At 60.3% G+C, this 18,303-nt stretch carries 16 protein-coding genes and 1 pseudogene; 8 read left to right on the top strand and 9 right to left on the bottom strand.

Features of this window, described 5'->3' with window-relative positions; all coding sequences use genetic code 11:
* Positions 1-68 precede the first annotated feature (68 nt).
* Positions 69-1,271, top strand: coding sequence for a class I SAM-dependent methyltransferase (locus tag BMX59_RS00210; RefSeq protein WP_093119218.1), 1,203 nt, complete (start codon positions 69-71; stop codon positions 1,269-1,271).
* On the opposite strand, the gene BMX59_RS00205 is transcribed toward BMX59_RS00210, so the two are convergent.
* The 4 genes from BMX59_RS00205 to BMX59_RS00190 form a co-directional block, all read right to left on the bottom strand.
* Positions 1,259-2,161, bottom strand: a complete 903-nt coding sequence (locus BMX59_RS00205) for a DMT family transporter (RefSeq protein WP_071488895.1) — start codon at positions 2,159-2,161, stop codon at positions 1,259-1,261. The two genes, BMX59_RS00210 and BMX59_RS00205, sit on opposite strands and share 13 nt — an antisense overlap.
* Before the next feature lie 100 nt (positions 2,162-2,261).
* Positions 2,262-4,814, bottom strand: coding sequence for a TonB-dependent receptor (locus BMX59_RS00200; RefSeq protein ID WP_093119216.1), 2,553 nt, complete (start codon positions 4,812-4,814; stop codon positions 2,262-2,264).
* Positions 4,815-4,933: 119 nt separating this feature from the next.
* Entirely contained in the window at positions 4,934-5,911 is a 978-nt protein-coding gene (locus tag BMX59_RS00195; protein ID WP_093119214.1) for a FecR family protein, read from the bottom strand.
* A complete protein-coding gene (locus BMX59_RS00190; RefSeq protein ID WP_093119212.1) occupies positions 5,908-6,447 on the bottom strand; it encodes an RNA polymerase sigma factor in 540 nt (179 codons plus the stop codon). Before BMX59_RS00190 ends, BMX59_RS00195 begins: the two co-directional genes overlap by 4 nt.
* 175 nt (positions 6,448-6,622) lie before the next feature.
* Here BMX59_RS00190 and BMX59_RS00185 point away from each other — a divergent pair, with 175 nt between their 5' ends.
* On the top strand, positions 6,623-6,955 hold the full coding sequence (locus BMX59_RS00185; protein WP_093119210.1) for a YegP family protein: 333 nt from the start codon (positions 6,623-6,625) through the stop codon (positions 6,953-6,955).
* Between the two features lie 51 nt (positions 6,956-7,006).
* Here BMX59_RS00185 and BMX59_RS00180 read toward each other — a convergent pair whose 3' ends face one another.
* Together BMX59_RS00180 and BMX59_RS00175 are read right to left on the bottom strand one after the other, a co-directional pair.
* Positions 7,007-7,885 (bottom strand): dihydrodipicolinate synthase family protein, encoded by an 879-nt coding sequence (locus BMX59_RS00180; protein WP_092241328.1) that lies wholly within the window; start codon positions 7,883-7,885, stop codon positions 7,007-7,009.
* A 28-nt stretch (positions 7,886-7,913) separates the two neighbouring features.
* Positions 7,914-8,696 (bottom strand): aldolase, encoded by a 783-nt coding sequence (locus BMX59_RS00175; RefSeq protein ID WP_071488901.1) that lies wholly within the window; start codon positions 8,694-8,696, stop codon positions 7,914-7,916.
* A gap of 159 nt (positions 8,697-8,855) precedes the next feature.
* Here BMX59_RS00175 and BMX59_RS00170 point away from each other — a divergent pair, with 159 nt between their 5' ends.
* The gene (locus BMX59_RS00170) at positions 8,856-9,383 is read left to right on the top strand and encodes a helix-turn-helix domain-containing protein (RefSeq protein ID WP_093119208.1); all 528 of its coding nucleotides are present in this window, start codon (positions 8,856-8,858) and stop codon (positions 9,381-9,383) included.
* Here the strand turns inward: BMX59_RS00170 and BMX59_RS00165 are convergent, their stop codons facing one another.
* Positions 9,384-10,400, bottom strand: a complete 1,017-nt coding sequence (locus BMX59_RS00165; protein WP_093119206.1) for a DUF4917 family protein — start codon at positions 10,398-10,400, stop codon at positions 9,384-9,386.
* Positions 10,401-10,523: 123 nt separating this feature from the next.
* On the opposite strand from BMX59_RS00165, the gene yiaY reads away from it, so the two are divergent.
* Complete coding sequence (gene yiaY / locus BMX59_RS00160) at positions 10,524-11,672, top strand: L-threonine dehydrogenase (RefSeq protein WP_092241334.1); 1,149 nt, start codon at positions 10,524-10,526, stop codon at positions 11,670-11,672.
* Here the strand turns inward: yiaY and BMX59_RS00155 are convergent.
* Together BMX59_RS00155 and BMX59_RS00150 are read right to left on the bottom strand one after the other, a co-directional pair.
* On the bottom strand, positions 11,669-12,826 hold the full coding sequence (locus BMX59_RS00155; RefSeq protein ID WP_092241336.1) for an MFS transporter: 1,158 nt from the start codon (positions 12,824-12,826) through the stop codon (positions 11,669-11,671). The two genes, yiaY and BMX59_RS00155, sit on opposite strands and share 4 nt — an antisense overlap.
* 99 nt (positions 12,827-12,925) lie before the next feature.
* Positions 12,926-14,151: pseudogene (locus tag BMX59_RS00150) on the bottom strand (aminotransferase class I/II-fold pyridoxal phosphate-dependent enzyme).
* A 337-nt stretch (positions 14,152-14,488) separates the two neighbouring features.
* On the opposite strand from BMX59_RS00150, the gene BMX59_RS00145 reads away from it, so the two are divergent.
* From BMX59_RS00145 to BMX59_RS00130, 4 genes are all read left to right on the top strand, one after another.
* On the top strand, positions 14,489-15,163 hold the full coding sequence (locus BMX59_RS00145; RefSeq protein WP_093119201.1) for an NAD(P)H-binding protein: 675 nt from the start codon (positions 14,489-14,491) through the stop codon (positions 15,161-15,163).
* Positions 15,163-16,071: a LysR family transcriptional regulator gene (locus BMX59_RS00140; RefSeq protein ID WP_092241342.1), complete on the top strand. Its 909-nt coding sequence runs from the start codon at positions 15,163-15,165 to the stop codon at positions 16,069-16,071. The genes BMX59_RS00145 and BMX59_RS00140 overlap by 1 nt, the downstream gene beginning before the upstream one ends.
* Positions 16,072-16,160: 89 nt before the next feature.
* Positions 16,161-17,354, top strand: coding sequence for a CaiB/BaiF CoA transferase family protein (locus tag BMX59_RS00135; RefSeq protein ID WP_093119199.1), 1,194 nt, complete (start codon positions 16,161-16,163; stop codon positions 17,352-17,354).
* On the top strand, positions 17,351-18,292 hold the full coding sequence (locus tag BMX59_RS00130) for a hydroxymethylglutaryl-CoA lyase (RefSeq protein WP_093119197.1): 942 nt from the start codon (positions 17,351-17,353) through the stop codon (positions 18,290-18,292). Before BMX59_RS00135 ends, BMX59_RS00130 begins: the two co-directional genes overlap by 4 nt.
* Positions 18,293-18,303: the final 11 nt, after the last annotated feature.

Raw genomic sequence — 18,303 nt, 5'->3', positions numbered from 1 at the left:
AACCCCGTGCCCTGAATCACTATCCCCCCTAAAATGCCCGGCATTCCCTGCCCGAGGCGTTTTTGTTCATGTCTGTCACTGCTCAACCGGATCATCATGCCCAGTTCATCGAACTGCTGAGCGCAAGCCTCGCGCAGAATGCCTTTATCAAGCTGGTGCTGGCCAAGTACGTCGGCGATGAAGCCGAGTTGCAACGGCTGATCATCAAGCCGGTAACGGTCAAGGAGCAGCCGTGCCTGTCCTTCGTCTACCGCTACAAGACCCGCGATATCACCAAGAACTTCCCGGTGGCCGAGGGTGTGGCAGCGATTGCCGAGTTGCTGCCGGCCCCGTTCAAGAACGCGCACCTGCTGTCGCTGACCGACGAAGCCCAGCTGGAATACAGCAAGAAGAACAAAAGCTCGCTGTTCAGAAGCAAGCCGCAGCAACTGCGCGAAGCGCCATCGGCTGAGCATAACCGCGAGAAAAACCGCTTCCTTGACCTGAGCCGGCCGTTCCTCGCCGACCTGGGGGTGACTGATGCCCGGCAGGCGCTGATCCCGTCGATGTCGCGCAAATGGAAGCAGATCAACAAGTTCATCGAAGTGTTCAGCCATGCGCTGACCTCGTCACCGCTGAAGCTGGACCAGCCGGTGCGCGTTGCCGACTTCGGCTCGGGCAAGGGCTACCTGACGTTCGCCATCCACGACTACCTGCGCAACACCCTCAAGGCCGAGGGCGAAGTGACCGGCGTCGAATTGCGCGAAGACATGGTGGCCCTGTGCAACACCGCCGCCGCCCGCCTTGAGCACCCTGGGCTGGTGTTCAAGTGTGGCGACGTGCGTAGCGTGGCCCCCAGCGAACTGGAGGTGATGATCGCCCTGCATGCCTGCGACATTGCCACCGACTACGCGATCCACACCGGCATCCGTTCCGGCGCGTCGATCATCATGTGCTCGCCGTGCTGCCACAAGCAGATCCGCCTGCAGATCCAGAGCCCGGTGCTGCTCAAGCCGATGCTGCAATACGGCCTGCACCTGGGCCAGCAGGCCGAAATGGTCACCGACAGTTTGCGGGCGTTGTTCCTCGAAGCCTGCGGTTATGAGACCAAGGTGTTCGAGTTCATCTCGTTGGAGCACACCAACAAGAACAAGATGATCCTGGCCGTAAAGCGCTCAGAGCCACTGGACAACGCGCAGTTGCTGGAGAAGATCCAGCAACTCAAGGCGTTCTACCACATCACCGAACACTGCCTGGAAACCCTGCTGCGCGCGGAGGGTTACCTGGCCTGATCGGCCAATGCTACGGGCGCAGGTCGCACCGCCGTCTTGCGCCCCAGCATCACCGTCACGATTACCCCACACGCAAACAGCCAGGTTATCGGCTCGATGTGTTCACCAAAAAACAGCGCCGAAAACGCGATGGTGAAGAAGATCTGCAACAGCTGGATCTGGCTGACCCGCGCAATCCCGCCCATGGCCAACCCGGCGTACCAGGCAAAGAACCCCAGGAACTGCGAGAACAGCGACACATAGCCAAACGCCCACCACGCGCGCATCGAAATCGCGCCTTGATGCTGCGCCGCCAGGTACCACACCGGGCCGATCAGCACCGGCGTCGACAGCACCAGCGCCCAGCAGATCACCTGCCAGCCGCCCATTTCCTTGGCCAATCGACCGCCTTCTGCATACCCCAGGCCGCCCACCGCAATCGCACCGAGCATCAGCAAATCACCGGCCTGGATGCTACCGGCGCCGGTAATCAGCGCGTAACTCAACACCAATCCACTGCCCAGCGCTGCGCAGGCCCAGAAAGCTTTCGATGGCCGCTCATGGGACAGCCACGCCGCATACAGCGCCACGCACAGTGGTTGCAGGCCGTTGACCAATGCGCCGTGGGACGCCGGCAAGGTCTGCATGGCCCAGGCTGACAGCACCGGGAAACCGAGGATCACCCCCGCGATCACCAGGCACAGCCCGCGCACCTGGCGCCAGGTCGGCCAGCGTTCGCGGCGCCACAACAACAGCGCCGCCGCCGGGATCGCCGCAAACAACGCTCGGCCCAGGCCGTTGAGCAACGGGTGGATTTCCTGCACCACGATGCGGGTGAAGGGCAGGGTTAGGCTGAAGATGATGACGCCCAGCAGGCCGAGGGCCATGCCGGTATTTTCGCGCGAACTCATGGGGCAACCAAAACGAGAGGGCTTCAAGGGAAGCCCATCTAGCCACATCCCCCGCCGGTTGCGGGCCTACAGCTGGGTGCGGATTTATCCGTACAGTTTTTCAGAAGAAGCGGGTGATGCTGACCTTGGCATCACGGCCCTTGGTGTAGGCGCGGTCGCCGCTCAGTGCCGGGCGGAAGTTGTTGTTGAACAGGTTGTCCACGGTGAAGTTCACCTCGGTGCCTTTCAGATAGGCCTGTTGGGGTTTCCATTTGGCGAACAGGCCCTGGGTGTTGTAGCGCTTGTTGCCGTACTGGTCGTAGAACAGATCCCCCACGCTACTGCCAGGGCCGCCGGAGTATTTATCACTGGGCAAACGTGTGGTTGCCCCGACGAACTGGCCCGTCCAGCCGACCTGGGCATCCCACGCCGGAATATTGGTGCCCACCACCAGCACCCATTTGGTCGGCGGAATATCGCGCGCGGCCACGTCCGGGCCCCACGGGTTGGTGTACGCACCTTCGTGGTCACCCTTGGCATAAGCGAACGATACCGAGCCGAACAGGTAGGTGGAGTTGTAGAACGATTCGAGCTCGAAGCCCTTGATGGTCAGCCCGCCGATGTTGCGGTAGTTGGACATGGCCCCCGGCGGGCAGGCGGTGGAGATGGTCCCGCCATTGATGGCCTGGTTCTGGCAGCCGACACCCGTGGCCTTGAAAATCTCGTCTTCGACTTTGTTGTGGAAGAAGGTGGTGCGCAGCTGCAGGTTGTCGTCATGGGCGATCAGGTTGTCGAAGCTGCTGACGCTGCCCACGCTGATCGAGGTGATGCGTTCCGGGTCGAGGTCGACGCTGGTGGCGGTGCGGTTGCCCAGGCCTTGAACTTCGTACTGCTCGTCGATCACCGGCGCACGCCAGGTCTTGCTCCAGTTGGCGAATAGCCCCAGGTTCGGGTTGACGGTCCAGAACACCGCCACGCGCGGCGACCAGCCGGTGTAGGTGCGGTCGCTGTAATCGTGGCCGACGGACGGGTCGGGATTGCTGTAGTACGGCGCATCGTTGGCTTCGCCACGGTTGCGGACATGGTCGTAGCGCATCGATGGCGTGATGGTGACGTCGCCCAGCGTGACGGCATCCTGTACGAAGAAACTGTTGGTATCGACCTTGCCATGGGGCATGAAGCCTGGCTGGAAATGCCCATAGTTATAGCGTGGGGTGTTGTACGTGGTACCCGGCATCCACATCTCGGTTTCGCGGATGTGCTTGCGGATTTGGCCGCCGACCGTGACGGCATGCTGCAAGGGACCTGTATCAAACAGGCTGACGTTGCGTATGTCGAGGTTCTTGTCGGTGTAGGCGGTGTCCATCTTGCGCCCGCCGGTGGCCAGTTGGAAAAACGCCGTGGCGTCGCGTTCGTCGGTCTGGTCGGTGTTGGACTGGGAGTACTTGACGGTCAGGTCCACCAGCGGGTTGTCCAGCGGGGTGTATTCATATTTGCCGGACCAGGTGGTGTCGACGGTGTCGCGGTGGGCCAGAAAACGCTTGAGTGCCGCTTCGTAGCCATAGCGGTCAATATTCGCCTGGGTGGGCGGCGTGGGATAGCTGGCGGCAGAAAACGGTGTCCAGCGGTCGCTGTGTGAACGCGAGTAGGACAAGCCAACGGCGTGCTCTTCGGTGAAGTGGGCGTTGACCTTGAACAGCTTGCCGTCGACGTTCTGGGCGGAGTTCGGCAGGCGCTGGGGGTTGATCGGGTATTGGTTGTTCTCGTTGGGTAATTTGGCGGCCACCTTCATGTCGTCGCCGTCGCGTTGGGTCAGGTAAGCCAGGGCATCAAAGCGTCCGTCGTCGGTGCGACCATACACGGCGCTGCTGTAGACCTGCTCGTGGTCGTTGCTGGAGTAACCGTATTTGAGCATCGCACCGCTGTTGCGGCCGTCCTTGAGCAGGTCGGGGGCGTCCTTGGTGGTCATGTTGACCGTGCCGCCGAAACCGCCGTTGCCAGTGAATGGCGAGTTGGGGCCTTTCTCCACCTCAATGCTTTTGATCAGCTCGGGCTCGATGAATACGGTGCCTTGTTGATAGCGCTCAAAGCCGCTCTTGGTGGCGCCATCGACGGTCAGCGGCACGTCTTCGGCATCGCCAAAACCACGGATGTTGATGGTCTGGCCGCCAGGCTTCAGCGAACCGCCCTGGCTCACGCCGGGCAGGGTCTGCAGCAGGCTGGGGATGTTGTTGGACTGGTAGCGGTCGATGTCTTCCTGGCTCAGGGTCGAGCGGCCGACGGTGCTGGAGTCGACCTCGGTACCAGTGCCTATCACGCTCAAGGCGTCCAGTTGGATTGCGCCGCTGTTGGTGGTCTTGCCCTCATCGGGGCGCACGACATAAGTGCTGCCAACCTTGATCAGGGTGAACTCGCCGTTTTTCAGCAGGGTACGAATCGCCACTTCCGGCGTAAAGTCGCCGTTGAGCGCGGGCGCCTGCACGTTCTTGAGCAGCTCTTCGTCGAACAGCAACTGGAGCTGAGCCTGCTGCGCCACCTGGCTCAGGGATGTGGCCAGCGCCTGGGCTGGCAGCGTGAATGCCTCGGCCTGGGCACTGAGGCTCAATACCAGGCAGCTGGCGAAGAGGGTCGGTCGAAGAAACAGGTGCGAAGCGTGGCAAGGCGCGCGAAACATGAAATCCCCCGGTATGGCCAACTGGCCGAAAAGGTGTGCGTATCGAACTCAGACCGGAGGAAGACGGTGCAGCTGAAAAAATCCACACCTGCGAATGCAAAATATTCTCAAATAAGAATTCAGTGGGGTTGTTTGCTCGGTTCGATCCTCACGATGCCGTCGGTCGACATCACCGTTTTCACCGGCAGCAAGGCGGGCAGGGCGTTGAGCAGGGCGTCGGGATCATTCACATCCAGATTGCCCGAGACTTTCAGATGCGCCACGGTGTTACTGACCTGCAGTGGCGCCTGGGGGCGATACAGGCTCAACTCATCGACCAGGCTGGCCAGCTCGCGGTTGCGAAACGCCAGGTGACCACTGCGCCAGTCGGCGACCTCTTCGGGGGCGAGGGTCTGCTGCTGCAATGTGCCCTTGGCGTAGCTGAAGATCGCACGTTGCCGGGCGCCCAGCAGGGTGATGGGGCTTTTCGCGTCCGGCTCGAAGGCGACCTGGCCATGGGCGACGCTGACCACCAGTTGCTGCTGGCTGCGGCGCACATCGAAGCCGGTACCGACCACGCGCACATTGGCCTCGCCGGCTTGCACGAACAGCGGCCGTTCCTTGTCGGCGGCCACTTCGATGTACAACTGGCCCTTGTCCAGATGCAGGATGCGCTGGTGCGCGGTGAAATCCACGCGTACGCGGGTGTTGGCATTCACATACAAGGTGCTGCCATCGGGCAGGTTGAGGGTGCGCATGCCTTTGGCATGGGCCGCGACCTGGGTGTGATACAGCTCGCGGGGCGCGCCGATAGGGGTAGCCAACACCGCGCACAGCAACGCGGCGGCCACGGCCAGGGCAGGGCGCCACACCGACGGTTTGCGCTTGGGCAGCGCCATGGGTTTGTTCAGTTGCTGCAATTGGGCCAGGTCTGCCCATAGTTGCTCGAATTCGGCATAGGCGCGGGCATGGGCGGGCTCGGCCTGCCAGGCGGCAAAGGCTTTTCGCTCGGCACGCCCCACGCCATTGCGGTTGCGCGCAAACCAGCTGGCGGCTTGGGCATCGATGGCGTCGCTGTCTTCGATGTCCTGCACGTCAGTGTCGCTCAGGCGGTTCATTCTGGCTGCTCCGTGCCGGGTTCGTGTTGAAGGCGTCGCTTGCAATGCAGCAGGGCAAAAGCGATGTGCTTTTCCACCATGCTGGTCGAAATGCCCATGCGCTCGGCGATCTGCGCCTGGCTCAGGCCTTCGAAGCGGTGCAGCATAAGGGCTTCTCGCCTGCGGGGCGAGAGTTCGGCGAGGACTTCTTTCAACTGTTCCAGGCGTTGCAAGCGTTGCGCGGCGGCCATGGGGTCGTTTTGCTCGTCGGTGACAGGCTCCGCATCCATTTCGGCCTGATCAGAGTGGACGGTGTGCCGTACCTTCTGTTTGCGCCAGTGATCACGCAGCAGGTTGCGCGCCATCTGGAACAGAAACGCCCGTGGCTGCTCGACCTTGGCCCGGTCGCGGTAGTCCAGCCACTGTGTGAAGACATCCTGGGTCATGTCCGCCGCGTCGCTGGCGTTGTCCGTGCGTTTGCGCAGGAAATACAGGATGTCTGTATAAACCCTGCGAAAGGCATCGGCCGACAACGGGTCGGGCTTGGGACGAGACATGGATATCCTTCTTGACGAAGCACGACATGGAAAAGTCGTGAATGATATCGAGAACTATTGTCATTTGTCATTCGGATAAATGACAGTTCACTGAGTCCATGGCTGGTAATCAGCCGGGTATGACCTTTAATCCTACAAGCAGGTGAACAAAATCCCACTTGATAAGGAGAGAGTCATGGCTGGATGGTATGAGTTAAGCAAAAGCGGCAACGGGCAGTTCCGTTTCGAGTTGAAGGCGGCGAACGCAGAAACCATTTTGACCAGCGAGCTTTACGTCACCCGCAACGCAGCCGAAAACGGTATTGTTTCCGTGCAGACCAACAGCCCGCATGACGAGCGCTATGAGAAAAAAGTGGCCAGCAATGGCCAGCCGTTTTTTAACCTCAAGGCTGCCAATCACCAAGTGATTGGTACCAGCGAGCAGTATTCCTCGACAGCGGCACGGGACAATGGCATTGCAAGCGTAAAGGCCAATGGCCCGACGACCACGATCAAAGACAAGACTTGAAAGTGTCGCGAAAACCAAAATGCCCCGGCTCGCAAGAACCGGGGCGTTTTTTCAGGCGACGTCCAGCAGCGCCTTCAATTGATTGCGTGCTGTTTCAGCCAATGGGAACACCGGCAACCGTGGATCACCCGCTTCCAGCCCGGTCAACCGCAGCCCGGCCTTGATTGTCGCCGGTAACCCGCCCTTGAGGATGAACTCCAGCAATGGCAACTGGCGGTAAAACAGCGCCTGGGCCTGGGTCAGATCATTGCTCAATACCGCATCGTACAAGTCCAGGTTGAGCTGTGGGATCAGGTTCGGCGCCGCCGTACACCAACCCTTGGCGCCCGCCACGAAGGCCTCCAGCGCCAGCGGGTTGCAGCCGTTGTAGAACGGCACGTCGCTGTGGCGATGCAACTGGTGCATGCGCTGGATATCCCCGGTGCTCTCCTTGACCATGGTCACGTTGGCCACTTGCTTGATGATGCGCAGGATCAAGTCCACCGACATGTCCGTGCCACTGGTGGCCGGGTTGTTGTAGAGCATGATCGGCACGCCGATGCTGTCGCCGATCGCGGCGTAGTGGGCGAGGATTTCCGCTTCGCTGAGCTTCCAGTAAGACGCCGGCAGCACCATCACCGCATCGGCGCCATTGGCCTCGGCGTAGCGCGCGCGGCGCACGGCCTTGGCGGTGGTCAGGTCGGACACGCTGACGATGGTCGGTACGCGCCGGGCAATCTTGGCCAGGCTGTAGGCGCTGACTTCATCCCACTCGGCATCACTCAAGTAGGCGCCTTCGCCGGTGCTGCCCAACGGCGCGATGGCGTGTACGCCGCTGGCGATCAGGCGGTCGATGGAACGGCCCAGGGCGTCGAGGTCGATGCGTTGGCCGTCGGCGCTGAACGGGGTGATGGTGTAGCCGATGATGCCGTGGATGGTTGGGCTGGACATGGAAAGTCTCCGGTCGAAAAAGGGCAGATCAGTTCAGGCAATCGGCGTGTTGGCGCAGGTTCTGCCGTGCGTAGTAGTTGAACGCGGCGCCATGGCGCTTGGGCCGGGAAATCCAGGCATGGGCCTCGCGACCCAGCGCCGGCAGGATCGGCTTGATGGTGCCGGCCGCCATCGCCAGCAACTGCAACTTGGCCGCGCGCTCGATCAACTGCGCGATCACACAGGCTTCCTCGATGCTCGCCCCGGTGGACAACTGGCCGTGGTGCGAGAGCAGGATCGCGCGTTTGTCACCCAAAGCCGTGGTGATGATTTCACCTTCTTCGTTGCCCACCGGCACACCCGGCCAGGTCTCCAGGAACGCGCAGTCTTCGTATAGCGGGCAGAGATCCATATGGGACACCTGCAACGGGACTTCCAGCATCGACAGCGCGGCGATGTGCGTGGGGTGCGTGTGGATGATGCAGTTCACATCCGGCCGCCCACGGTACACCCAGCTGTGAAAACGGTTGGCCGGGTTGGGAATGCCGTGGCCTTCCAGCACCTCAAGATCCTCGTTCACCAGCAACAGGTTGCTGGCGGTGATCTCGTCAAACCCCAGGCCCAGTTGCTGGGTGTAATAGGTGCCCTGTTCCGGCCCGCGCGCGGTGATCTGCCCGGCCAGGCCGGAGTCGTGGCCGTTCTCGAACAGGATGCGACACGTGAGCGCCAGCTTTTGCCGGTCGGTCCACGTATTATCCGCCAGGGTGTTTTGCATCTGGGTCAGCGCTTGCTTGACCAGTTGGTCTTTCGGGAGTGCTAATGTCTTGGCCATATCGGTGTCCTTTGGAGGGTTCAATGGACGTCGGATTTGCTGTCTCCCGCTGCTCGCAAGGTCGTTGGGTGAAGGCAAATGACACTAAAGATGCTATATGACACTTTGTGTCATTGGCAAGCACAGCTCATCGCTTACTGCATGGATTAACCGCAGCGCATGTCTATCCGTTTGAAATTATTGAGAAAAAAACTTGGCGTCACCCTGGAGGCCCTGGCCGAAAAGTCCGGGATGACCAAGAGTTACCTGTCCAAGGTCGAGCGCGGGCTCAACACGCCATCGATTGCCGCCGCGCTGAAACTGGCCAAGGCATTGAACGTGAAGGTCGAGGAACTGTTCAGCGAAGACAGCGTCAGCCTGGACAGCTACAGCCTGGTGCGCAGCCATGAGCGGCCCGACACCTCGCCCGGTTATGCGGTGCTGGCCCATCAGGTCAGTGAACGCAGCCTGCTGCCGTTCATCATCTATCCGCCGGCGGAGTTCACCGACAAGACCTTCAAGGAGCATCTGGGCGAAGAGTTTCTGTTCGTGCATGAAGGCCAGGTGGAGGTGGACTTCATGAGTGAACGGGTGATCCTGGAGCGGGGCGATGCATTGCACTTCAATGCGCAGAAGCCCCATCGGTTGCGTTCGGTGGGGCCGGTGCAGGCGCAGCTATTGGTGGTGGTGCACAGCGGCGAAGAGTGATCAGCGTTCGACAGGAACTGACAGCGCCGGATTACCCAATGGATGGGTACGCGCCGCAAAGAACTTCAGCGCCACTCCAGCCCCGTCGAACAATTGCGAATACCGCCGCTTCTGCTGACGAATAAACCCATCGCTGCGCCCCGACACCGAGATTGCCAGGGTTGTCACATCGGCCTGGCGAATCGCATCCACCAAGTGCTGATCCTGCTCCCCCAGCTCGTGGCCAAAGATGCACAGCGCGCCCTGGTGGTTCAGCAGTTGCTCATAACAGAACGACAGGTAATCCGAGCTGCGGATGGTCTTGAGCTTCTCTTGCACCTTGCCCTCGCTGACGAACAGCGGCACATCGTCCAGGGTCTTGATGGTGTTGTTGATCGCAAAACTGCTGAGCAAGGTGCTGTCGGTGGTCGGCAGTTTGCGCGCGGTGCCGTCGAGGTTGCGCACCAGGTGCAGGCCGCCGTGCAGGTACAAAATACGCGTGGCGTCGGTACGGGTGTTGCGCAGGTCGAAGCTGGCGTCGGCGCTGCGGAACAGATCGTCGATGCCCGGCGCGTGCAGGGTCGCCCAGTAGTTGAGCAAGTCGTAGTTGCTGGTGAACACCGTCGCGTAGTGCTGCAACTCCGTGTTGAGGGTCGCCAGCGTCGACGGTTGCACCAGGCGCCAGGGGATATGCACGGCGTGGATGGTATTGATCAACGCTTCCTTGATCGCGTAATAGCGGTTGCGCGGTGCCGCCGAACTGACGGCCAGGGCCTTGTTGACCCGGCTGGTGGTCTTCAACGCGCCCAGGGCCTGCTCGAAGCTGCGGGTTTGCAGGGCATCGAACACGCTGAGTTCGGATTGGCCGAGGGGTTTTTCTTCGACGGTGCGAGCGTTTTCGAACAGCGAGTCGTAGGCAAAGTCTTCCCAAATCGTGCGGCTGGCGCCGTTGCCGATCAGAATCCCGCTGAAGTCGAGGCTCGCGCGCAGTGCGCTCCAGTCTTCAAGGTGGGCGTCTATATCCTGGAAATCCTTCATCGGGGCGGGTCTACTCGAAATCGGCTGGACGGTGACTTTATCACGAGCGAGCGTTGATCCTGATCAAGATGCAGAACGCGTCATCGGTTGATTCTGTAGGCATAAAGCCTCTGAGGATTGACCATGAGCAGCACCTTCTTCATCCCCGCCGTCAACATCATGGGCACCGACTGCCTCGACGAAGCCATGATCGCCATCCGCAACTACGGTTTTCGCAAGGCCTTGATCGTCACCGATGCCGGTCTGGCCAAGGCCGGCGTAGCCAGCATGATCGCCGAGAAACTGGCGATGCAGGACATCGATTCGGTGATCTACGACGGCGCCAAGCCCAACCCCAATGTGGACAACGTCGAGAAAGGCCTGGCGCTGTTGCAGCAGAGCGCCTGCGATTTCGTGGTGTCCCTGGGCGGCGGCTCGCCCCACGACTGCGCCAAGGGTATTGCGCTGTGCGCCACCAACGGCGGGCATATCGGCGACTACGAAGGCGTCGACCAATCGAGCAAACCGCAACTGCCGCTGGTGGCCATCAACACCACCGCCGGCACCGCCAGCGAGATGACCCGCTTCTGCATCATCACCGACGAAAGCCGCCACGTGAAAATGGCCATTGTCGACCGCAACGTCACGCCGCTGCTGTCGGTCAACGACCCGGCGCTGATGGTCGGCATGCCCAAGGGCCTCACCGCCGCCACCGGCATGGACGCGTTGACCCACGCCATCGAAGCCTACGTGTCCACCGCCGCCACACCGATCACCGACGCCTGTGCGATCAAGGCCATCGAACTGATCAGCGCCAACCTGCGCCTGGCCGTTCGCGACGGCACCGACAAGGCCGCACGGGAAAACATGGCGTACGCGCAGTTCCTCGCCGGCATGGCGTTCAACAATGCATCCCTGGGTTTCGTACACGCCATGGCCCACCAACTGGGCGGTTTCTACGACCTGCCCCACGGCGTGTGCAACGCGGTGTTGTTGCCCCACGTACAAAGCTTCAACGCCAGCGTCAGCGCCAAACGCCTGAGCGACGTAGGCCGAGCGTTGGGTGCGGACATCAAGGGCATCACCGATGAAGAGGGCGCCCAGGCCGCCATCGCCGCGATTCGCAGCCTGGCCCACGACGTCGAAATCCCGGCGGGGTTGCGCGAACTCGGCGCCAAACTGCAGGACATTCCACTGCTGGCGACCAACGCGTTGAAGGATGCATGCGGCCTCACCAACCCACGCCGCGCGGACCAGCGGCAGATCGAGGAGATCTTTCGCAGCGCGTTTTAATCCATCCGACAACGGGCGACGCATATCGATGCGGCGCCCGCCAACACCACACATAAAACCGCCAACGGCCAGGCCTGTTGACTCACCAGCAGGCTCGCCACGCCGCCGATCAACGCGGCCATCAACTGATGCATGAAGCCGCTCAACGCCATGGCGTAGGAGCCGCTAACCGGTGAGGCATCGTTGGCCAGGGACAAACTGATCGGGTAACTCATCGCTTGGCCCAGCACCGCCACGCAGTAAGGCAGCCACAGCAAGACAGCGATTCCGCCAGCAAACACACTGCTCAGCAACATCACAGCCGTTCCCGTTAGAACCAGGGTCATGCCCCAACCCATCATTTTCAGCCGCCCCGTGCGAGCGACGAAGCGATTGACCATTAATGCCCCCGCCAGATACGCCACGCTGATTGGCCAACCCAGCCAGCCATATTGCGCCGCGCTCCACTCGAAACGCCCTTGCAGAATCAACGGTGCACAGGTGTTGAAGGCGATGATCACCCCATAACCCAGGCCACCGACCAACGCCGCGTGCAGAAACGGCGGATGCTGCATGATCATGGCGTAGATACGCCAGGCAGATGCCGATGTATCGACCTTTACCCGTGCAGGGAATATCACCCGGTTCAACACCAGCATCAAACCGACTGCGCCAATCGCCAATCCGTAGAAGATCGCCTCCCAGCCGAAGACCACCTGCAACAACGACCCAACGAATTGACCGATGCCCAAAGCAATCACGAAAGTCATGCCCAGCCATGTCAACGCTTTTGCCAGCAATGCACCGCTGAAGCTGTCACGCACCAACACCCGCGCCATCACCGAAACACCGCCTGCCCCCAACCCTTGAACCAGCCGCAACGCCAAGAAGACTTCAACGCTGAACGCCGAGGGAATCGCCGCACTCGCTAGCGCATACACGCAGAGCGCCGCCAACAGCACCGGCTTACGCCCAAAGCGTTCGCCCAGGCTGCCCCACAGCAACATCGGCAATGCCATGCCGACCAAGTAGATCGCCAGCGCCAGCGCGACGTGGTCTTCGGCGGCGGGGAGTGCATGTGCAATCGTGGGGACGGCGGGCAGGTAGCTGCTGATGCCGACTTGGGCGAGGAAGGCGGCACTGCAGGCTATGACAAGGGTGGTGGTATTTTTCAAGACGAGGAAACCGCCAGCGTGAGTTCTGAACAAATCGTCGGAAGTCGGGTTATATGAATCGTGCCGTTTGAAACTCTTCATTTTTGAAGCGTGTGTAATTCAGCGAGCACGTTTATTTTCTTCTATCAGACTCAGGAGCCTTGAGCAAAATAAACGTATTGTTTCATGGGTCATATCTGCTCGAAGCGTTATACGAATTGCGGCCTTTCCTCTGGGAACAACAGGGAAAAATACAGCTGACGTGAAGAAGCCACTGTCGGCGAGTTGTGCTGCGATTGTGTTCGCTTGTTGCGCCTCGCCGCAGGCCACGAGACGGATTGCAGTACTCGTGCCGTACTGCGCAGTTTCAATAAGTCTGTCAAATAATTGGATGTTGGCGAGGAGTTTATCTTGAAGAAGAGTCAGTTCCTTCGTTTGGTGAATTTTTACAGAGGCAAAGCCAGCGCCAATAGCGGCAGAATTTAGACTCTGGGACCAGTTGCTGGGTCCACCGTATCGATGCATGAGACTTTTTTGTTTTTCGGTACCAAACATAACCAGTCCTCCACTAGCGCCGAATGATTTGCCGAGCGATGCAACGATTAAGGTTTGATCGTCTAGCGTTTGAAAATTAGGGCGGATGAAGCCTTTTCCTTTCTCCCCAAAAGCCGACAGAGCATGCGAGTCGTCCAGATATAAAAATAGACCATAGCGGGATTTAAGGTAGATCAAACCGTCAATATCCGCTTTTCCACCCATGCTGTAGATGCCATCGGCTACGTAGGCGACTTTCTTGTGTTTCTTACATGATTCTTCAATGAAGTCTATGTCATTATGCGGCGCTGTTATTACTTCTGTTTCATCCGCGCAGGAGGCCTTCATATAGTTCATTGAATAGTGAGAATGTCTGTCGAATATCATCGTAGGGGGGACGTTTTTGGTAAACGCTCCGCTGGCAAGTAAGGGCAGTAATCCAGCGCTGGCCGCGCTGCAAGATAAGGTGCTCAGACAGATTGAGTCGAAAAGCGTTGAAAGCGCTGTTTCATATTGTTCGAGCATGTCCAGCTTGCATCTATTTTTTGAGTTCGCTACTCGCAGGGTCTTGGCTTTGAGTATCCCTTCGATAGCGCCATCCAGTATTTGCTGGTTGTAATCAAGTCCGAGGTAGGAGGTGGTGCAGAAATGTTGAAGTTCACGGCCGTATTGGTCGACAAAGCAGTTGTTGCTTTTGATGATTGCATTAAGTTCACAGGTTAGTCCTTCTTTGGCCGATTCCCAGTCTTGGTTGGAGGTTTGAATGATTTTTTATAGTTTGAGAATTTGTTGGTTGACCTGGAGCTTTCCATTTTTCTGTCCTTGGCGATGGAGAGAAATAACACTAATGGGAATTTTTTTGAAGGTTAAGTCAGGACTTTCTTTTTGAGGTGACAGTCGGCGGATATTTTGATGTGTGTAACTTCCTACAATTTTCATTGGCGTGTATTCATCTGCACTGAATGGGTAACGAGATCAAGGCGTTTTTTATCGTGGTGTTTCGAGCTATACCCAGAGGCGTCGTACGATTTGATGAAGTCACCTGTCACCATATTGAGTAAGGTGGTAGTGCAAGGGCCTAATGTGACGATAGCCTCCGAAGACCTGTCTCTCAGGTAGTCAAAACCAGCGGGATGAAGGGAGTAGTGGATGAGAGTTCTGTTATTCGGTGCCACCGGCATGGTCGGCCAGGGCGTGCTGCGGGAGTGCCTGCTGGCCGCCGACGTGCAGGAAGTGGTCGCCGTCGGTCGCACGCCCCTGACCCAGGAACACGGCAAGCTGCACCAGGTGTTGCACAGCGACATGCTGGATTTCCAACCCCTGGAAAACCTGCTGCAAGGCTTTGATGCGTGTTTCTTCTGCCTCGGCGTTTCATCGGCGGGCATGAATGAAGCCAGGTACACCCACCTCACCTACGACCTCACCCTGGTCGCCGCCAGCACCCTGGCGCGGCTCAACCCGCAGATGACCTTTATCTATGTGTCCGGCGCCGGTACCGACAGTTCCGAGGCGGGCAAGTCGATGTGGGCACGGGTCAAGGGCAAGACCGAGAACGCTTTGCTGCGCCTGCTGTTCAAGGCGGTGTATGTGTTTCGGCCGGGGGTGATCCAGCCGCTGCATGGCGTGCGCTCGAAGACGCCGTTGTATCAGTGGTTTTATTCCGTGCTTGGGCCGTTGCTGTCGTTTGTACGGCGGCTGAAACCGGGTTGGGTGGTGAGTACCGAGACGGTGGGCCGGGCCATGTTGCAGGCGGCCAGCCACGGCGCACCGCAGCCGGTGGTGGAACAGGCCGGGATCAACCGGCTGGCCAGCGAGCGTCGCTGATGCTGCACAAGAGTCTGGTGCGTCGGCTGGACCTGATCACGCTGCAGTTGTTCGTCGCGGTGTTCGAGGAAGGCACGCTGACCCGTGCCGCCAACCGCGAAGCCATCGCCGTGTCCGCCGCCAGCAAGCGCTTGATGGAACTGGAGCAGGTGCTGGGCGTGAGCCTGTTCGTGCGGCGGGCCAAGGGCATGGACCTGACGGCCGCCGGTGAAACCCTGCTGCACCATGCGCGGCAGATGCTGTTCAACGTCGAGAAGATGGGCCTGGAACTGGGCGAACACAGCCATGGCGTGCGCGGCTATGTGCGGATGTTGGCCAATCTGTCGGCGATCATTGAGTTCCTGCCGGAAGACCTGCGGGACTTTTCCGAACTGCACCCCGCAGTCAAAACCGATCTGGAAGAACGCCCCAGCAAAGGCGTGGTGCAGGGCGTACTGGATGGCGTCGCGGACCTGGGGATCTGCTCCAGTGACACCGACACCAAAGGCCTGCCCAGCGTGACCTATCGCCACGACAAACTGGTGGTGCTGATGCCGAAGGATCATCCACTGGCGAGCCGCGAAAGCCTGGCCTTCGCCGAAACCCTCGACAGCGACTATGTCGGCCTGCACGCCGCCAGCTCCATCAATATGCGCACCCACGCGGCTGCACGCGAGGCGGGCAAGCTGCTGCGCCTGCGCATTCACGTGCCGGGGTTTGATGCGATGTGCCGGATGGTGCAGGCCAATATGGGCATCGGCATCCTGCCGCAGAAAGCCTATGAATTATTTGGTCGCGCACTGGGTTTGCATGCCGTACCACTGACGGACGATTGGTCGGATCGCAGCCTGATCCTGGTGGTGCGCGATGAAACCCAACTGTCACCGGTCAGTCGATTGTTGTTCGATTATTTGAGCGTTCGCGTTTAGCGAACGCTGCTTGCCAACTGACGGTTGGATTTCTCCTGCATCGGCCCTCTAGTCTTGGCCGCACATTCCAAGAATAAGAGGTACACCCGATGACGGCTCCCCTGAGCGGTATCAAGGTGATCGAGATCGGCACCCTGATTGCCGCGCCGTTCGCCGCCCGGCTGATGGCCGAGTTTGGCGCCGAGGTGATCAAGATCGAAGCCATGGGCCAGGGCGACCCACTTCGCAAATGGCGAAAGCTGTACGAAGACACGTCGCTGTGGTGGTACCTGCAATCGCGCAACAAGAAGTCCCTGGCGCTGGACCTCAAGTCCCCGGAAGGCCTGGACCTGATCAAGCAATTGCTCGGCGACGCCGACGTGCTCATCGAAAACCTGCGCCCCGGCGGCCTGGAAAAGCTCGGCCTCGGCTGGGACGTGCTGCACGCTCTCAACCCGAAGCTGACCCTGGTGCGTATCTCCGGCTATGGCCAGACCGGCCCGTATCGCGACCGTCCGGGTTTCGGCGCGATCGGCGAAGCCATGGGCGGCATCCGCTACACCACCGGCAACCCGGACTCGCCACCGGCGCGGGTCGGCGTGAGCCTGGGGGATTCGTTGGCTTCACTGCACGGTGTGATCGGCGCACTGATGTCGCTGCTGCGGGTCAAGACCGGCCAGGGCGATGGGCAGATTGTCGATGTGTCCCTGGCCGAAAGCGTGTTCAACCTGATGGAAAGCCTGGTGCCGGAATACGACATGCTCGGCCATGTGCGTGAACGCAGCGGCGGCGCCTTGCCGGGCATTGCGCCGTCCAACACCTACCTGACCGCCGACGGGGCCTACGTGGTGATCGCCGGCAACAGCGACCCGATCTACAAGCGCCTGATGCACACCATCGGCCGCGCCGACCTGGCCGAAGCGCCCGAGTTCGCCCACAACGATGGCCGCGCCGCCAAGAGCGGTTTGCTCGACGCCGCGATTACCCACTGGACCAGCAACCTGCCCATCGAGCAGGTGCTCAGCGCCCTGGAAGCCGCCGAAGTGCCGGCCGGACGCATCTACTCCGTGGCGGATATCGTCAGCGACCCGCATTACCAGGCGCGTGAGATGTTGCTCAATGCCGAGCTGCCCGGCGGTGTATCGGTGAAGATGCCGGGCATCGTACCCAAACTGTCGGAAACCCCCGGCGGCGTGAACTGGCAAGGCCCGACCCTGGGCCAGCACACCGACGAAATTCTTGGCAGCCTGGGCCTGGCCGGTGCCGATATCCAACGCCTGAAAACCTCGGGAGTGGTGCAATGATTTCAGACTATTGCGACCCGCTGATCGTGCAGGAAGTCTCCCCGCGCGATGGCCTGCAAATCGAGCCGACCTGGGTCGAAACAGCGGACAAGATCGCCTTGATCGATCAGCTTTCCCTCGCCGGTTTCTCACGGATCGAAGCCGGTTCATTCGTGTCGCCCAAGGCCATCCCTGCGTTGCGTGATGGCGAGCAGGTGTTCCAGGGCATCGACCGTAAACCGGGTGTGATCTACGTGGCGCTGATCCCCAACCTCAAGGGCGCGCAGCGCGCCATCGAGTCCCGTGCCGATGAATTGAACCTGGTGATGTCCGCCAGCCAGACCCACAACCTGGCCAATATGCGTATGCGTTGTGAAGCGTCGTTGGCGGCGTTTGGCGATATCACGCGCTTTGCCGCCGACCATCCGGTAAGGCTCAACGGCAGCATCGCCACCACCTTCGGTTGCCCGTTCGAGGGCAGGATCGATGAAGACCGCGTGCTGCGCATCGTTGACGCTTATCTCCAATTGGGCATCCAGGGCATCAGCCTGGCCGACACCACGGGCATGGCCAATCCGCGTCAGGTCGAACGCCTGGTCAAGCGCGTGTTGCAGCGCGTATCCGCCCGTGACCTGACCCTGCATTTCCACAACACTCGCGGTCTGGGTTTGTGCAATGTGCTGGCCGCTTATGAGGCCGGTGCCCGTCGCTTTGACGCGGCGCTCGGCGGCTTGGGCGGCTGCCCGTTTGCGCCGGGGGCGTCGGGCAATATCTGCACCGAAGACCTGGTGAACCTGTGCGACGAAGTCGGGATTCACACCGGGATCGATCTGCCGCACCTGCTGCACATGTCCCGCCGCTTGCCGGCCCTGCTGGGCCACGACCTGCCCGGCCAGGTCGCCAAGGCCGGGCGCAACGGCGACCTGCATGCGCCGCCGGCCTACATCGCCACGCTGTAACGCCGTACCAG

The sequence above is a fragment of the Pseudomonas sp. NFR09 genome, assembly GCF_900111535.1.
GTDB classification, from domain to species: Bacteria; Pseudomonadota; Gammaproteobacteria; order Pseudomonadales; family Pseudomonadaceae; genus Aquipseudomonas; species Aquipseudomonas extremorientalis.
Note: the sequence above shows the minus strand (reverse complement) of the source record. Positions and strands in the feature narration are given on the sequence as shown.

Excerpts from the sequence above, each read along its gene's own strand:
- BMX59_RS00210 (WP_093119218.1), top strand. The coding sequence starts at position 69 with ATGTCTGTCACTGCTCAACCGGATCATCATGCCCAGTTCATCGAACTG.
- BMX59_RS00205 (WP_071488895.1), bottom strand. The coding sequence starts at position 2,161 with ATGAGTTCGCGCGAAAATACCGGCATGGCCCTCGGCCTGCTGGGCGTC.
- BMX59_RS00200 (WP_093119216.1), bottom strand. The coding sequence starts at position 4,814 with ATGTTTCGCGCGCCTTGCCACGCTTCGCACCTGTTTCTTCGACCGACC.
- BMX59_RS00195 (WP_093119214.1), bottom strand. The coding sequence starts at position 5,911 with ATGAACCGCCTGAGCGACACTGACGTGCAGGACATCGAAGACAGCGAC.
- BMX59_RS00190 (WP_093119212.1), bottom strand. The coding sequence starts at position 6,447 with ATGTCTCGTCCCAAGCCCGACCCGTTGTCGGCCGATGCCTTTCGCAGG.
- BMX59_RS00185 (WP_093119210.1), top strand. The coding sequence starts at position 6,623 with ATGGCTGGATGGTATGAGTTAAGCAAAAGCGGCAACGGGCAGTTCCGT.
- BMX59_RS00180 (WP_092241328.1), bottom strand. The coding sequence starts at position 7,885 with ATGTCCAGCCCAACCATCCACGGCATCATCGGCTACACCATCACCCCG.
- BMX59_RS00175 (WP_071488901.1), bottom strand. The coding sequence starts at position 8,696 with ATGGCCAAGACATTAGCACTCCCGAAAGACCAACTGGTCAAGCAAGCG.
- BMX59_RS00170 (WP_093119208.1), top strand. The coding sequence starts at position 8,856 with ATGTCTATCCGTTTGAAATTATTGAGAAAAAAACTTGGCGTCACCCTG.
- BMX59_RS00165 (WP_093119206.1), bottom strand. The coding sequence starts at position 10,400 with ATGAAGGATTTCCAGGATATAGACGCCCACCTTGAAGACTGGAGCGCA.
- yiaY (WP_092241334.1), top strand. The coding sequence starts at position 10,524 with ATGAGCAGCACCTTCTTCATCCCCGCCGTCAACATCATGGGCACCGAC.
- BMX59_RS00145 (WP_093119201.1), top strand. The coding sequence starts at position 14,489 with ATGAGAGTTCTGTTATTCGGTGCCACCGGCATGGTCGGCCAGGGCGTG.
- BMX59_RS00140 (WP_092241342.1), top strand. The coding sequence starts at position 15,163 with ATGCTGCACAAGAGTCTGGTGCGTCGGCTGGACCTGATCACGCTGCAG.
- BMX59_RS00135 (WP_093119199.1), top strand. The coding sequence starts at position 16,161 with ATGACGGCTCCCCTGAGCGGTATCAAGGTGATCGAGATCGGCACCCTG.
- BMX59_RS00130 (WP_093119197.1), top strand. The coding sequence starts at position 17,351 with ATGATTTCAGACTATTGCGACCCGCTGATCGTGCAGGAAGTCTCCCCG.